Origin of the sequence: Pseudoalteromonas sp. S16_S37, from assembly GCF_014694405.1 — a bacterium.
GTDB lineage: Bacteria > Pseudomonadota > Gammaproteobacteria > Enterobacterales > Alteromonadaceae > Pseudoalteromonas.
The window spans coordinates 211,442-226,715 of record NZ_JAAUWV010000001.1; the positions used below are offsets into that span (position 1 = coordinate 211,442).

A 15,274-nucleotide genomic window follows, 5' to 3' on the forward strand; every position below is an offset into this window, starting at 1 on the left:
TAGTTGGTTTTATTAAATTGGACGGCAGGAAGTGAGTTTGTGATAAAGCCAAAGATGTACTTTTAGATAAAATTTTGAGGCAAGGATTATGAGACGTGTATTTCTTCCATTGTTAGTTTTAGTGATTTTATGTGTAACTGGCTGTGAGCAAGCCAGTTCTGAGCTGCCTCAACCGCTGGTTATAAACGGTAAGACAATGGGAACTACCTATAACATCAAGGTGTACCCGCAAGATAGACAAGTTACCGCCGAGCAGCTAAAAAATCAAATTGATGACGCCCTCATTGCTGTAAACCAGTCAATGTCACCTTGGGTGAAAGACTCTGAGATAAATCGTTTTAATGCGCTTGCACATAACCAATTTATGCCTATTAGCGAAGATTTTAGACTCGTAGTCGCTGAGTCAATTAGGCTTGGAAAGTCAACTCAAACCCTAGATGTCACTATGGGACCGTTAATTGATCTATGGGGGTTTGGCCCAGATAAGCGCCCAACCAATCGCCCTACGCAAGCACAGTTAGATGAAATGCGCAGCCGCATTGGTGTCGACAAGCTTATTCTAAATGAGCAGGGCTTAGCAAAAACTATTGATGGCTTAGAAGTGTCATTCTCATCCACCGCGAAAGGTTACGGTATTGATAAAGTAGCGTCTTTGCTTGAGCAAAATGGTATCCACAACTATATGGTTGAAATTGGTGGAGAGCTGCGACTATCGGGGAGCAAACCAAATGATAAACCCTGGATCATCGCTATTGAGCAACCAGATGCACCTATGGGACAGCGTCAGGTTCACAAAGAGCTAAAACTCCGTGACATTGGCATTGCGACATCCGGTGATTATCGTATTTTTTACGAAATGGATGGTGAAATCTTTACGCATTTAATTGACCCAGCAACCGGTATGCCTGTTAAACATGATTTAGTGTCAGTAACCGTATTGCATCCATCTGCAATGACTGCAGATGGCTTAGCAACAGCACTGACGGTAATGGGCACAGAGCGGGCGAAGGCATATGCAGAGCAACACAATCTGGCGGTGTATCTAATTAGTAAATCGCCTGAAGGTCTAAAAACTTATGCAAGTGAGGCGTTCAAACCTTATTTGTGAGTAAGCAATAAGCGAGTTATAATAACGCCGTCTTAGACCGTCAATGCTCAGTTTTGCAAAGACACTTTTTACTTTATAGGGGCCAGTACAATGTCACTGTTTTTACTTACCTTCGGTTTGCTCATTTTAATTGTTGCTGCAATGGCGGTAGGTGTTCTCGTACAAAAGAAATCGATGGCCAGTAGTTGTGGCGGTTTAGGCGCAGTTGGCGTAGAGAAAGCCTGCGACTGTGATGACCCGTGTGATAGACGCAAAAAGCGTTTAGCTAAAGAGCAAGCTTGGAAAGAAAATCAAATTCTATAGTTTTGTCACACTTGAAAAATGCGAGCTAAGGCTCGCATTTTTGTTTTATAAGGACTTGTATGCATCAGGTTTGGCATTTTATTCGTCATGGCCAGCCACAAAGCAAAGGCTGTTTACTAGGCGCAAGCGATATACCGCTAAGTGATGAAGGATGGCAGCAACTTGTGGATTCAGTAGCGCATCTAACGCAAGTAGATACTATTGTCAGCTCCCCACTGAAGCGTTGTCGAGACTTCGCGGAACATGTTTCTGCCAAGCTAAAGTGTCTATTACTCATTGAGCCTAGGCTACAAGAAATGAACTTTGGTGATTGGGATGGCAAGTCTTATGAAGTGCTTTGGCAACAAACGTCCAATCCAACCATTGGCCAGTTTTGGCAATCGCCTGACTGTTATACACCGCCAAATGGAGAATCGCTGCAGTTATTCCAAGCTCGAGTCATCAATTGGTGGTCAGGGCAACTGCGCCACAATCGTAGTGCCAATAACGTCGTTTTTACCCATGCGGGTGTTATCAAACAGCTTGTTAGTCATATTTTAAAGCTGGAGCCAAACAATACCCATGCATTTCACGCGCTCGAAGTTGGGTATGGTAAATGTGTTACAGTTCATGTTTATTACGATGAACAGGATAAAGCGTGGGCAAAAGTTGTATTTTAGCCGTCTAGACAGCATAATGAGCGCTTAATTTTGTTGGTAGTTCTTGGGAATGAGTTGCAAATACTCAACTGTCCCCGCAACTGTGAAGGCAATAGCCGAAGTCAGATACCAAGGCCAGCAAATACACTCTTAGCGGGCGTACTTTGAGTCACAATCAATCCCTTTTTGTGCAATACCTTTTAGTATTGTGGTTGTTTGTGTCTATGTGCTCGTTTTACAGTATTAAAGGTAGACATGAACCAAACAACAGACACTTCCCCTTTGTTAACTGTTGATAGTTTGAGCTTTCGAGTTAGCCAAACCAACATTCTTAGTGGCGTCACTTTTGAGCTCAAAGCGGGTCAGTTTGTTGGCTTACTGGGCCCCAATGGGGCTGGTAAATCCTCCTTATTGCGTTGTATTTATCGTTATTGTGTCCCCTCTGATGGCCGAATCATGTTGTTTGGTCGCTCTATCAATGCCTATTCGCGACAAGAATATGCAAAGCATGTAGCTGTGGTTTTGCAAGAAGTCCCAGAGCAATTTAATTTGGCCGTATTTGATGTTATCGCGATGGGACTAACACCGCACAAACCATTGTTTTCAGCAACGAGCAAAGAAGATAAAAGTAACATTGAGGCTGTGTTAGATAGAGTCGGTCTTTTACACAAAGCTAAGCAAGTATTTAGCTCCTTATCCGGCGGAGAAAAACAGCGGGCTATGATAGCCAGAGCAATGCTACAAAAACCGAGCTTGCTGATTATGGATGAGCCCACCAGTCATTTAGATGTAAGGTATCAAATTCAAATCATGGAGTTGGCTAAATCTTTGGGAGTAAGCGTGCTCGCGTCGTTTCATGATCTTAATTTGGCTGGTGCAATGTCTGATCATTTATTGGTTCTAAAAAATGGTCAGCTAACCGCGCAAGGCAAGCCAAATGAAGTACTTACTAGCGGTTTACTCAGTGATGTGTTTGGCGTGTGTGCAGAGGTTACTCAAGTGCCAATTCGCAGTGATGAGCAGGCTTCAGTACCGCATATTCGTTACCACTATGGTTATATTCGATGAGTAGACTCGCTTTTTTTGGACTCTCAATTGCCGTACTTGCGATAAGCTTTCAGTGTGCGCTGAGCTTTGGGGCTATTTCAATAGAATTTGCGCAAGTTTGGCAAGCATTGCTTATGTATGATGCTACCGATTTATCACATAGAGTTATTATAGAGCTGCGATTGCCACGCGCTATATTGGCCTTTTTAGCGGGTTGTGGGCTTGCTATGGCAGGGCTGATTTTACAAACAGTAACTAGAAACCCTCTGGCAGATCCCTATTTATTCGGTGTATCGTCAGGTGCGTCATTTGGCGTGGTTTTGCTATTTGCACTGACTGGTGTACAAGCAGGTTTGGCGCTCTCTGGCGCGGCATTTTTAGGCTCACTCCTTGCTATGAGCGCGCTGATAGTGGTCGCTCGTTCTCAGTCTACTCAGCAAGTTGAATCTATGTTGTTAGCGGGCGTTGCTTTATCGTTTTTATTCAGTGCCGCCACGAGCTTAATTTTGTATTGGAGTGACCCTCAGGCTATCAGTGCCATTGTTTTTTGGACGCTTGGCAGTTTTGCGCGAGCAGATTGGCAAACGCTTTGGCTACCTGCGGTGGTGGTAAGCATAAGTTTGGTTTGTATGCTGTTGTTTCGAAGAGCTTTAAATGCGCTTTTGTTAGGTGATGAAAGTGCCACAACGCTCGGCATCAATGTAACTAAGCTGCGTTTAAGTATGCTGCTATTAAGTTCATTACTCACCGCCGTGTTAGTGGCAATGTGTGGCGGCGTCGGATTTGTTGGTTTAATGGTGCCACACATCGTGCGGTTTTTTATCTCTCAAGCGAGTTTTTCAGGGTTATTTGCCACCGCACTTAGTGGTGGGATATTTATGCTCTGGGTCGATGTGGCCGCACGCTCGCTATTAAATAATCAGGAATTGCCAGTGGGTGTGATCACCGCGGCAATAGGCAGCGTGTTTTTCTTGTCGCTACTGGTACTGCGAAATCGCAGTGCTTCGCAAATATAGGACGCAGAACATGATGGTGATCCCGCCACTAAACAGACAGTTTGAGCAACAAATTCAGCATAAAATAGATTTAAAAACCAAACCATTAGGTGCACTTGGGCAGTTAGAAGAGCTTGCCAAGCAGCTGGTGCTGATTTTGTCGCAAAGCTTAACGGAACAGCAGCTCGAAACCGCTGAATTTAAGTTGATAGCACCGCAACTAGTCGTTTTTGCGGGAGATCACGGTATTGCCCAGCAGGGCATTTCAATTGCGCCGAGTGAAGTTACAGGGCAAATGGTGGCAAACTTTGCAACAGGCGGCGCGGCAATTAACGTGTTTTGTAGGCAGTTAGGCTGGCAGCTCAGTGTGGTTGACTGCGGAATATTAACCCCTCCAGCATCTGAGCTTAAAGTGATATCGCAGCGTTTGGGCAGTACTACACGTTGTTTTGTCAAAGAGGAAGCGCTTAGTCAAACTCAGCTCGAACAAGGACTCCAGTACGGTAAGCAGTTGATAGCCAAACTTGCGCAGCAAGGCAGTAATGTATTTGCTTTTGGCGAGATGGGCATTGGCAATACCAGTGCTGCGGCGGCTATTTTATCAGCCCTAACAGGGTTGCCTGCAAAGGAAACTGTTGGTAGTGGCACAGGAGTTAGTGAAGACATTCGAAGCAAAAAACAGCGCTTGATAGAGTTGGCACTTGTTCATCATCAGGGGCGTTTTCACAACGCATATGACATCTTACGCTGTTTTGGTGGATTTGAAATTTGCCAAATGGTTGGTGCGATATTAGAAGCCGCCAAATTGCAGCGTATGATTGTCATTGATGGCTTTATTGCCAGCGCTGCGGCAATGCTTGCGATTAACATATGCGATGCATGTAAAGACTATATGATCTTTGCCCATTGCTCGGGTGAACAGGGTCATCAAAAGATGCTCAGTGAGCTCAATGTAACCCCTTTATTAAATTTAGGTTTAAGGCTTGGAGAGGGCACAGGCGCTGCACTTTGTCTGCCACTGATGCAAAGTGCTTTGGCTTTTTACAATGAAATGGCGAGCTTTGAACAAGCGCAGGTTACTCATGTGGTGCCATGTGAATAAGCCCACATTCTTAGTGGCGGTGGTATTTTTAACGCGTCTACCAATTAAAATAAATAGCCCTGTAAACGATGAACTACTCAATGATGCGAGTCGATATTTTGCATTAGTTGGCCTGCTCATAGGTTTAGGATTAGCAACCATTTATGCTGCTTTACAAAGCTTACTACCCATTGAGATAGCAGTTATTTTAACTTTATCAGCGGGGATATTGCTCACCGGTGCATTTCATGAGGATGGCTTTGCTGATGTATGGGATGGCTTTGGTGGCGGTTGGTCTGTTGAGCAAAAGCTTAATATTATGAAAGACTCTCGATTAGGTACTTATGGTGCACTGGCACTGTGCTTAATCATGCTATTGAAGTTTCAATTGTTGGTTTTACTGAGTGCCACTTGGTATTTACCATGTATCGCTTTAATACTTGCTCACACCTTAAGTCGTGCGATGGCAACGAGCTTAATTGGGCTCATCCCATATGTACAACTAGATGGCCAAAGTAAGGTAAAGCCTGTTGCACAATACTTATCTACCAGTGCAAAAGAGAGTGTGTATTTGTGCGCCTTGAGTGTTTTGTTGTTTGCTTGGTTATTTGGCTTGTTGAGTCTGTGGCATGTTGTTGCGATGGTTGCCTGTTTATGGCTAGTGCGTAAATTGTGTGTGCTTTGGTTTACTAAGCAACTCGGTGGATATACCGGTGACTGTTTGGGAGCTGCGCAACAAATTGCAGAAGTAAGCGTTTACTTGATGTGTTTAAAGGTGTGGCTATGAACTCAAAAATACAGCTTATTTTAGGGGGCGCTCGCTCAGGCAAAAGTCGCTTAGCTGAGCAAAGGGCAAGTCAGTTGCTTACAGATGGAGTGGTAGAGCAGCTCATTTATGTGGCAACAGCGCAAGGCAAAGACCCTGAGATGCAACATCGCATCGCACATCATAAAATGCACCGAAGCGCAGATTGGCAGGTTGTTGAAGAGCCTTGGCTGCTTGATGAGATAATCACATCACAAAGTGAAAAAACCTGTGTTCTAATTGACTGCTTAACACTTTGGTTAACGTATGGCCTGTGCGAATTAGGTTTAGCGGCTGTTGAAAAAAAGAAACAACAACTTATCCAGTCATTACAGCAAACAGCAGCACACGTCATATTGGTTAGTAACGAAGTGGGACATGGCATTGTGCCATTGGGCGAGTTAAGTAGACAATTTGTTGATCAAGCGGGTTGGCTACACCTAGACCTTGCGGCACTTGCTGGTCGGGTAGATTTTGTGATTGCAGGATGCACCTTAGCACTTAAGCAGGAGCAAACACGTTGAAAACATTGATGATACAAGGTACCACTTCGGATGCTGGCAAGAGCACTTTAGTGGCTGGATTATGTCGCGTATTGGCTCGAAGAGGGTTACGTGTGGCGCCGTTTAAACCGCAAAATATGGCACTCAATAGCGCAGTCACGCCGTGTGGCGGCGAAATAGGCCGCGCCCAAGCGCTGCAAGCGGTTGCAGCAAATGTTGAACTTAGCACCGACTTTAACCCTATATTACTTAAGCCAAATAGTGATACGGGTGCACAGGTTATTATTCATGGGCGCGCAATTAGTAATATGGAAGCCGCCAAATATCATGATTACAAAAAAGTAGCGATGCAAGCGGTGTTGGCATCTCACCAAAGGTTGGAGGCGCAATATCAAGCGATACTGGTTGAGGGAGCTGGCAGCCCTGCAGAAATTAATTTACGTGAGAATGATATCGCCAATATGGGCTTTGCCTGTGAAGTTAATTGCCCTGTGATCATTGTTGCCGACATAGATAAAGGCGGTGTGTTTGCTCACTTGGTGGGTACTTTGGCGCTGCTCAGTGAGGCCGAGCAAGCATTAGTGAAAGGGTTTGTGATCAACCGCTTTCGCGGCGATATTGGCTTATTGCAATCGGGTCTTGATTGGCTTGAAGCATACACAAACAAGCCTGTTTTGGGCGTTATGCCTTATCTGCATTCACTCAACTTAGATGCTGAAGATGCGGTGACAGTTGAAAATCATGTGACCGATAAACAGCTTAGCGTTAGCGTATTGCTGCTGCCTCATATCAGTAATCATACTGACTTTGATAGCCTGCGTTTGCACCCAAATGTTGATTTACGTTATGTTCGCCATGGTGAGCAAATTGGCGCTGCCGATTTGATAATTATTCCTGGCAGTAAAAACGTGATAAGCGATTTGAAATTTTTACAATCACAATCGTGGCAAGTTGAACTGATGCGTCACTTACGCTTTGGTGGCAAAGTGTTAGGTATCTGTGGTGGTTTGCAAATGTTGGGCAAAGCGATTTATGACCCCGATGGTATTGAATCAACACAGCAGTGCATTGAAGCACTGAGTTTGGCAGATTTCACCACTACACTGACCAACTACAAAACCCTGACTCAGGTATCAGGACATTGTTTATTGGCAGATACGCATGAGACCATTCATGGCTATGAAATTCACTGCGGTGTAAGTGAAGGGCCTGCACTCGATAGCCCGTTTATGCATTTTGCTAAGCACCCTGCAGGGCAAGTTAAAGATGGTTTTATATCGGGTGATAAGCAAGTTGTTGGCACTTACTTACATGGGCTTTTTGATAATCCAAATGCAGCCAAAGCAATATTAACTTGGGCTAGTGATGGTCGTATGCAAGCGCTAGGTTTTGACTTAGCAAAGCATCGAGAACAACAGTTAGAGCGTCTTGCTGACACCTGTGAGCAATATCTGAATATAGAGAAAATTTTAGCGCTTTTAAGCGCTAATGATTAATCATACAACGAGGAATTTATGAGCGACTCGCAATCGAATAAAGATCAGCAAAAGCATCAACAAAGACAACAAAAAGTAAAAGAGCAAGTGGATGCAAAAGTAGCTGCAGCTGACAAAGTTCAAGGTATTTTTCAAGTGATCACAGGTAACGGCAAAGGCAAGTCTTCTTCTGGATTCGGCGTGGTGGCTCGATGTGTCGGTCATGGCAAAAAAGCGGTAGTTGCGCAGTTTATAAAAGGGATGTGGGAATGTGGTGAGCGCAACTTACTAGAAAAAGCGGGTGTACCCTTTGAAGTCATGAAAACGGGGTTTACTTGGGAGACACAAAACCGTGAAACCGACACCCTAGCTGCGCAACAAACTTGGCAAAAAGCCAAGGCGTGGCTTGCAGATGAAAGCATCGACTTAGTTTTACTCGATGAACTGACTTATATGGTGAGCTACGATTACATAGACCTTGAAGAGGTGCTTGATGCAATCGCCAAACGACCAAAAATGCAATCTGTCATTATCACCGGGCGCGGCGCTCACCGTAAACTTACGGACTTAGCAGATACAGTAAGCGAAGTGCGCAACGTAAAACATGCTTTTGAGTCTGGGGTTAAAGCCTTAGAAGGCTTTGATTACTGATGAGAGTTTCTTATTTGCTATGGCTTGTAGCATTGTTTACCTGTGGTGTTGTGCAGGCGAAAGAGGCACAACGTATTATTGCACTTGCCCCGCATATAGTTGAAAACCTATTTGCCATCGGTGCGGGCGAGCGTATTGTTGGTACGGTAGAATATGCAGATTATCCGGCTGCTGCCAATGAAATTGAGCGTATTGGTGGTTATAACGGTATTTCACTAGAGCGAGTATTGGCGTTAAAACCCGATTTGGTGATTGCGTGGCAATCTGGTAACAAAAAGGCTGATCTAGAAAAACTAGAAAAGCTCGGCATAAAAGTTATTTATAGCGACACCAAGGATATACGCAAAGTTGCTGATGAACTGAGGCTATTTGGTCAACTTACGGGTCAAAATCAACAAGCACAATTGCTGGCTGAGCGCTTCTCAAAGCGTTTTGAGGCACTAAAGAAGCGCTATCAGAATAGCGCTTCTTTACGAGTGTTCTATCAATTATGGCCTGAGCCGATGATGACAATTAATCGAGACACTTGGTTGCATCAGCTACTTCAAGTGTGTGCAGTCGAGAATGTGTTTGCTGATAACTCTGCCGATTATCCGCAGATAAGTATTGAAAACGTATTAAAAACCAAACCACAAGTGATTGTACTGCCCAATGAAAAGAGTAAAAAAGTGATGCCAACTCTAAATTGGCAAGCTTGGCCTGAGATCCCAGCGGTTAAGTATCAGCAATTTATAGAAGTTGATGCTGATTTGCTTCATCGATACAGCACTAGGGTGCTTGATGGTGTTACCGACATGTGTGATAAACTGCAAGTGGCTCGCTCACACTATAATAAAGACTAAAGGTTAATCGTATGACAACGTGGCAAGACTTACTCGGTCAAGAAAAGCAACAAAGCTACTTTCAAGACACCTTGAACTACGTAGCGCAAAGGCGCAGTGAAGGGGTGACAGTTTATCCCCCTCAAGAACAAGTATTTGAAGCATTTAAGGTGACTCCTTTTAATGAAGTAAAAGTCGTTATTTTAGGACAAGATCCATACCACGGACCTAATCAAGCGCATGGCTTATGTTTCTCGGTATTGCCAGGAATAAAGCCACCCCCATCTCTTGCGAATATGTATAAAGAGCTAGTGCAAGATATTGACGGTTTTACTATTCCTAGTCACGGTTATCTGCTGCCGTGGACGCAACAAGGGGTGTTACTACTCAATACGGTATTAACGGTCGAACAAGGCGCTGCCCATTCTCATAAAACTTTAGGATGGGAGCGCTTTACCGATGTGGTTATCGAACAGTTAAATCAATACGGTGATGGTATTGTATTTTTACTTTGGGGGTCACACGCTCAGAAAAAAGGCAAATGTATCGACCAGCAACGCCACCATGTACTGCATGCACCACATCCATCTCCTTTATCTGCGCATCGCGGCTTTTTGGGTTGCAAGCATTTTTCAAAAACTAATCAGCTATTGAAAAATATGGGAAAACAGCCCATTAATTGGCAGGTATAACAAGGTATTACGGATAGTACTCGACTACTTATTAAAGAAAGTCGAGTTATCTAGTCAATAAAAAAGGCTCCTAGGAGCCTTTTTTATTTAGATGACTTAAATAAAATCCAAGTCATCTAAATCTAGGTTGTCTGCGAAGTAATCTAATTCCTGTAACTCTTTGCGAAGACGCTGTTTATCTTTTAGCGCTTCAATTTCACGCCACTTTCGTTTTTGCTTTTTCTGAGAGGTTCGTTTTGTTGTTTCAGGACCTTCTAATATCTCCAGAATATCGTCTAGGCTATCCATGAATTTCTCCTATTGATTATTAACCTCAATAACGCTTTCGCACTTGAAACCGCGCTGCAAGCAACTTTGGTATACCATAACTTGTGTGAAAATAAAACAAAAATGTGTCGGTTAGGTTAAAGGCAGGTGACAGTTTGATTAAAATCAATAAAAGAGAAGGAAATAAAAAACGCCGCAAAATGCGGCGTTTCATAGCAGAGCTGAATTTAGATTATAAGCCTTTAAAACGAGTCTCTAATTCTTCTTGGGCTTGTGCAAATGCGCGAATACCCTCTGCAAGTTTTTCAGTTGCCATGGCGTCTTCGTTATGTAGCCAGCGGAACTGCGCTTCGCTCAGTGGTGCTGGTTTTGCTTCTAGCGGATAGTCGCTTTCAAGCAGATATTCTTTTACATCAGTTAGTTGACCAAGCTCTTCAAGTAGTGCTGGGCTAATTGTCAATTTATCACAACCAGTAAGGGCAATGATCTCACCTGTGTTACGGAAGCTTGCGCCCATCACAACGGTTTTGTAATCATGACGCTTGTAGAATTCATAAATGCTACGTACTGACTGAACACCTGGGTCGGCCAGTGGATCAGTTGGTTTTTCAAGACCGTTTGCAACGTGCCAATCTAGAATGCGGCCAACAAAAGGTGAAATTAAGAATACGTTAGCGTCCGCACAGGCTCTAGCTTGGGCTTGGCTGAACAGTAGTGTTAAATTACACTTAATGCCTTCTTTTTCTAACTGTTCGGCAGCTTTTATGCCTTCCCAAGTTGAAGCAATTTTAATGAGGATTTTGTCTTGGCTTACGCCTTCTTTTTGATATAAAGCGAGCAACGTTTTGGCTTTTGCAATGGTCGCTTGCGTATCAAATGATAAACGCGCGTCTACTTCGGTTGAAATGTAGCCAGGTACAATGTCCGCAATCTCTTTACCAATAAGTACTGCAAAATAGTCGCAGGCAAGCTCAAGCTGTTTATCTGCGTCTTTCTCAGCACTTTTGGCATAATCCCATGCTTTGTTCAGATAGGCTTGATATGCTGGCATTTCGCTAGCTTTTAGAAGTAGTGACGGGTTTGTTGTCGCATCCTCTGGCTGGTGTTTGCGAATGGCTTCAATATCGCCTGTGTCAGCAACAATCGAAGAGTGTTGTTTTAGCCTATCTAGTGCTGATGTCATTGGTTTTCCTCATTCCTATTTTGCAGCAAAAAATTATCAAAAATTCTAGAGCTCCTATGTTGCAGTACCATGACGGTCTTTAATAGGTCAATTGTCCGTATTTACTCGGATAACACAGTTGTGAGGTGTTAAAGGGTAGCAACGTTGCAGCTCTTAGATTAATTTGTGGTTACCCCTTATAAATTCAAGGGTTATTCAACACTTGAAGTAATTAAGGGATAGTGTTGAAATTGACACTAAACATATTTTAAGTCAATAGGCCCGCAATGATCACGGTAATCTCACCCGCAAAAAACTTAGATTTTGAAACCCCATCTACTGTCACGCAGTTTACTCAGCCTGAATTATTAGAGCACAGCGAAGAGCTCATTAAGGTATGTCGTACGTTATCACCACAACAAGTAGCAAGCTTAATGAAAATAAGTGATAAGCTTGCGGGGTTGAATGTGGCGCGTTTTAGTCAGTGGTCACAACCATTTACTCAAGATAACGCAAAGCCTGCGGTACTTGCTTTTAACGGCGATGTATACACTGGCCTTGAAGCGAGCACGTTAAGTGAACAAGCGCTGGCATATGCGCAAGATCATTTAAGAATTTTGTCGGGCCTGTATGGGGTGCTAAAACCACTGGATTTGATGCAAGCGTATCGGCTAGAAATGGGTACTAAACTTGATAATGGTCGTGGTAAAAACTTATATGAGTTTTGGGGAACAATTATTGCTCAAAAGCTCAATGAAGCGCTTGAGCAAGCAAAGGCCACTTTGCTGGTAAACTTAGCGTCAAATGAGTACTTTAAAGCGGTTGATAAAAAAACACTCAAAGCAGATATTATCACGCCAACCTTTAAAGACTGCAAAAATGGGCAATACAAGGTAATTAGCTTTTACGCGAAAAAAGCGCGAGGCATGATGGCAAGATATATCATGGAAAACCAAGTTACTTCTGTTGAGGAATTAAAGCACTTTGACGTGGCTGGATATTATTTTAGTGAAGACGCAACGACAAAAGAACATGAGCCGGTTTTTTTAAGGGCTGAGCAAAACTAATTCAACCATTTGGCTTAAGTAGAAAGCCAATATAATGGAAGCAGTATGAATAAAAATGTGTTGTTACTGGCAATTTGTCAGGGCTTAATTACTACTGGAAACATCTTGCTAGTTACGATTTCAGCCTTGGTTGGTCAAGCGCTTAGTCCAAGCGATGGATTTACGACGTTTCCAGTGGCAACACAAATGCTAGGTCTTTTGCTCACGACGATTCCTGCTTCTTTAATTATGGCGAAAGTTGGCCGTCGGGTTGGTTTTTCATTAGGTAACCTCATTGGTATTAGTGGCACGATACTAGGCTTTTACGCGTTAACTGAAAGTGCGTTTTGGTTGTTTAGCTTTGCCACTTTTTTAATTGGTATTGGCATTGGCTTTGCCACCTTGTATCGTTTTGCTGCAATAGAGGCAAGCGACAATCCAGCAACGGCTATCTCAACGATTATGGCAAGTGGTGTCGTTGCGGCAGTTTTGGGGCCTAATATCGCAGTTTGGGTCAATGAGCATTATGTATCAATAAACTATGCCAATGTGTTTATTGCTTTATCTGCACTGTATTGCCTTGCTTTAGGGCTACTGCAAGCGGTGACGTTTAACGAAGTAGATCATAAAAAGAGCCTGCAAACTCCACGTCCTTTAAAACAAATTATCAGTCAGCCTAAATTTATTACTGCGGTGTTGGTTGCAATGACCAGCTATACAACCATGAATTTACTGATGACGGCGACCCCGCTGGCAATGCATCGCCATGGTTTTGACCTAAGTGACTCGGCGCTGGTGATTGAGTGGCACGTTTTGGGCATGTTTGTGCCGTCATTTTTTACCGCAAAGTTAATAACACGATTCGGTCAAACTCATGTTATGACGGCAGGCGTTTTTGCGGTTCTAGGGTGTTGCGCCATTAATTTACTTGGTGTTACTCACTGGCACTTTTTGCTCGCGTTATGTTTGCTTGGGGTTGGATGGAACTTTATGTTTATCTCAGCCACTCACATGGTAAGCGAAACCTACCATGAGCACGAACGAGCAAAAGCTCAGGCCAGTAATGAGTTTTTGGTATTTAGTATGGTTGCCATGTCATCTTTGGCCGCAGGTTGGCTTGAGTCAGCGATTGGTTGGCAAGTGTTAAACTTTGCCGCAATGCCGGTCATGATTTTCACTTTGTTAGCCGTAAACTTTTATAGACTGGCGCAAAAGCGTTTATCTTTATTGACTTAACACGGTTGTTATTCACATCTTCTGCTTGTTTTATACTCACTATCTGAGCGTTCATTAATTGTCCTTGCCGCAAGCCAAATAGCTACCCCTCTTCTATACTTGGATAAAATTAGAGCGAATGAGCTACTAAAAGCGTGTGTTTGTAAGGAAATTTTATGACAGATAAATCGTTGCGTAGTGGGGTTGATCAAGGTAAGAGAAAGCTACTCAAACAAGCTGCAAGTGTTGGTGTGTGTAGTGTGTTGGGTTTTAAAGCGCCGTATGTTTTTGCCAAAAAAGTCCAAACAGTAAGAGTGTTAGGCACACATGTTACGCTGCAACAAGCTCTTAAAGAGCAGGCACAAAAGGACTTAGGCATCAATTTAGTCTATGAACCAAAAGGTAGTGCAGCAGTACTACAAAAAGCGGCAATGGCACCTGAGTCATTCGATTTATATGAACAGTGGTCAAACAGCATCAACGTATTATGGTACTCAGGCTCAATTCAACCAATTGAAAAAAAACGACTAACATATTGGAATGAAATCAACTCGCTAACAAAAACGGGCCGTCTGCAGCCAAGCGCAAAAATTGGTGCTGGAGATGCCCCCTACAAATTGCTTCATGTTCAAGAAGATCAAACCCTCTCAGATCAAGAAAGTGATTTTATAAGTTACTTACCTTATGTTCATAATGTAGATTCATTTGGCTATAACACCGATGTTATTGCACCCGGAGTGCCATATAAAACTGAGAGTTGGGGGTGGCTACTTGAGAAAGCATACAGAGGTAAAGTTGGCATAGTGAACGCACCTACCATAGGCTTGTTTGATTTGGCGCTTGCTGCACAAGCTCAGCGCTTAGTGAGCTTTGCAAATATCGGTAATATCACCAACGATGAGCTAGACCAATTATTCAAAGTATTGAGTGACTTTAAACAGCAAGGGCATTTTAGCGGTTTTTGGACATCGGTACCCGAATCGGTTGATTTTATGAAAAGTAACCGAGTGGTAATTGAAAGTATGTTTTCGCCTGCTGTCTCTGCGCTCAATGGTCAGAATGTGCCGGTAATTTATGCTGCGCCTAAAGAAGGGTATCGAGGTTGGCATGGCGTAATGTGCTTATCATCAGCAACGACTGGTGCGGTTAAAGATGCGGCTTATGACTACATGAATTGGTGGCTATCAGGCTGGCCTGGAGCTTTTATTGCAAGACAAGGTTACTACATTTCAAACCCTCAACGGGCCAAATCTTTCTTGTCTAAAACTGAATGGGATTATTGGTATGAAGGGCTTCCCGCCGCGCAAAACTTGACTGGCACTGATGGTAAGTTGTCAGTTAAGCAAGGCGAAGTGCGCACGGGCGGTAGTTATCTGAAGCGCTTTAGTAACGTTGCTGTTTGGAACACGGTCATGCCCAGTTATGACTACAGCTTGCAAAAGTGGTACGAGTTTATTAGCTAGGA

17 protein-coding genes and 1 riboswitch are annotated in these 15,274 nt (G+C 43.4%); of the genes, 15 read left to right on the forward strand and 2 right to left on the reverse strand.

The genetic code is table 11. From position 1 onward, the window contains the following. Positions 1–88: 88 nt before the first annotated feature. The 12 genes from HC733_RS00845 to ung all read left to right on the forward strand — a co-directional run bounded on the left by HC733_RS00845 (position 89) and on the right by ung (position 10,119). Entirely contained in the window at positions 89–1,108 is a 1,020-nt protein-coding gene (locus HC733_RS00845) for an FAD:protein FMN transferase (protein WP_190363170.1), read from the forward strand. A gap of 90 nt (positions 1,109–1,198) precedes the next feature. Continuing rightward, positions 1,199–1,411, forward strand: a complete 213-nt coding sequence (nqrM, locus tag HC733_RS00850) for a (Na+)-NQR maturation NqrM (RefSeq protein ID WP_171627162.1) — start codon at positions 1,199–1,201, stop codon at positions 1,409–1,411. A gap of 59 nt (positions 1,412–1,470) precedes the next feature. Then, positions 1,471–2,070, forward strand: coding sequence for a histidine phosphatase family protein (locus tag HC733_RS00855; RefSeq protein ID WP_190363171.1), 600 nt, complete (start codon positions 1,471–1,473; stop codon positions 2,068–2,070). A gap of 17 nt (positions 2,071–2,087) precedes the next feature. Further along, positions 2,088–2,203: riboswitch (cobalamin riboswitch) on the forward strand. A 101-nt stretch (positions 2,204–2,304) separates the two neighbouring features. Further along, positions 2,305–3,117: an ABC transporter ATP-binding protein gene (locus HC733_RS00860; protein WP_190363172.1), complete on the forward strand. Its 813-nt coding sequence runs from the start codon at positions 2,305–2,307 to the stop codon at positions 3,115–3,117. Then, positions 3,114–4,112 (forward strand): FecCD family ABC transporter permease, encoded by a 999-nt coding sequence (locus HC733_RS00865; protein WP_190363173.1) that lies wholly within the window; start codon positions 3,114–3,116, stop codon positions 4,110–4,112. The genes HC733_RS00860 and HC733_RS00865 overlap by 4 nt, the downstream gene beginning before the upstream one ends. A 10-nt stretch (positions 4,113–4,122) precedes the next feature. Continuing rightward, positions 4,123–5,193 (forward strand): nicotinate-nucleotide--dimethylbenzimidazole phosphoribosyltransferase, encoded by a 1,071-nt coding sequence (gene cobT, locus HC733_RS00870; RefSeq protein ID WP_190363174.1) that lies wholly within the window; start codon positions 4,123–4,125, stop codon positions 5,191–5,193. Then, complete coding sequence (locus HC733_RS00875; protein WP_190363175.1) at positions 5,174–5,959, forward strand: adenosylcobinamide-GDP ribazoletransferase; 786 nt, start codon at positions 5,174–5,176, stop codon at positions 5,957–5,959. The genes cobT and HC733_RS00875 overlap by 20 nt, the downstream gene beginning before the upstream one ends. Next, positions 5,956–6,501, forward strand: a complete 546-nt coding sequence (gene cobU / locus HC733_RS00880; RefSeq protein WP_190363176.1) for a bifunctional adenosylcobinamide kinase/adenosylcobinamide-phosphate guanylyltransferase — start codon at positions 5,956–5,958, stop codon at positions 6,499–6,501. Before HC733_RS00875 ends, cobU begins: the two co-directional genes overlap by 4 nt. Further along, positions 6,498–7,976: a cobyric acid synthase gene (locus tag HC733_RS00885; RefSeq protein ID WP_190363177.1), complete on the forward strand. Its 1,479-nt coding sequence runs from the start codon at positions 6,498–6,500 to the stop codon at positions 7,974–7,976. Before cobU ends, HC733_RS00885 begins: the two co-directional genes overlap by 4 nt. 18 nt (positions 7,977–7,994) lie before the next feature. Further along, positions 7,995–8,606, forward strand: coding sequence for a cob(I)yrinic acid a,c-diamide adenosyltransferase (gene cobO, locus HC733_RS00890; protein ID WP_190363178.1), 612 nt, complete (start codon positions 7,995–7,997; stop codon positions 8,604–8,606). Then, a complete protein-coding gene (locus HC733_RS00895; protein ID WP_190363179.1) occupies positions 8,606–9,448 on the forward strand; it encodes a cobalamin-binding protein in 843 nt (280 codons plus the stop codon). The genes cobO and HC733_RS00895 overlap by 1 nt, the downstream gene beginning before the upstream one ends. An 11-nt stretch (positions 9,449–9,459) precedes the next feature. Continuing rightward, positions 9,460–10,119 (forward strand): uracil-DNA glycosylase, encoded by a 660-nt coding sequence (gene ung / locus HC733_RS00900; protein WP_190363180.1) that lies wholly within the window; start codon positions 9,460–9,462, stop codon positions 10,117–10,119. Positions 10,120–10,215: 96 nt separating this feature from the next. Here the strand turns inward: ung and HC733_RS00905 are convergent, their stop codons facing one another. Further along, entirely contained in the window at positions 10,216–10,407 is a 192-nt protein-coding gene (locus tag HC733_RS00905; protein ID WP_190363181.1) for a DUF3545 family protein, read from the reverse strand. A 211-nt stretch (positions 10,408–10,618) separates the two neighbouring features. Continuing rightward, positions 10,619–11,569 (reverse strand): transaldolase, encoded by a 951-nt coding sequence (gene tal, locus HC733_RS00910; protein WP_190363182.1) that lies wholly within the window; start codon positions 11,567–11,569, stop codon positions 10,619–10,621. Between the two features lie 266 nt (positions 11,570–11,835). On the opposite strand from tal, the gene yaaA reads away from it, so the two are divergent. The 3 genes from yaaA to HC733_RS00925 all read left to right on the forward strand — a co-directional run bounded on the left by yaaA (position 11,836) and on the right by HC733_RS00925 (position 15,272). Continuing rightward, positions 11,836–12,615 (forward strand): peroxide stress protein YaaA, encoded by a 780-nt coding sequence (gene yaaA, locus HC733_RS00915; RefSeq protein WP_190363183.1) that lies wholly within the window; start codon positions 11,836–11,838, stop codon positions 12,613–12,615. A 45-nt stretch (positions 12,616–12,660) separates the two neighbouring features. Continuing rightward, positions 12,661–13,830, forward strand: a complete 1,170-nt coding sequence (locus tag HC733_RS00920; RefSeq protein ID WP_190363184.1) for an MFS transporter — start codon at positions 12,661–12,663, stop codon at positions 13,828–13,830. Positions 13,831–13,985: 155 nt separating this feature from the next. Next, a complete protein-coding gene (locus HC733_RS00925) occupies positions 13,986–15,272 on the forward strand; it encodes an ABC transporter substrate-binding protein (protein ID WP_190363185.1) in 1,287 nt (428 codons plus the stop codon). Positions 15,273–15,274 lie beyond the last annotated feature (2 nt).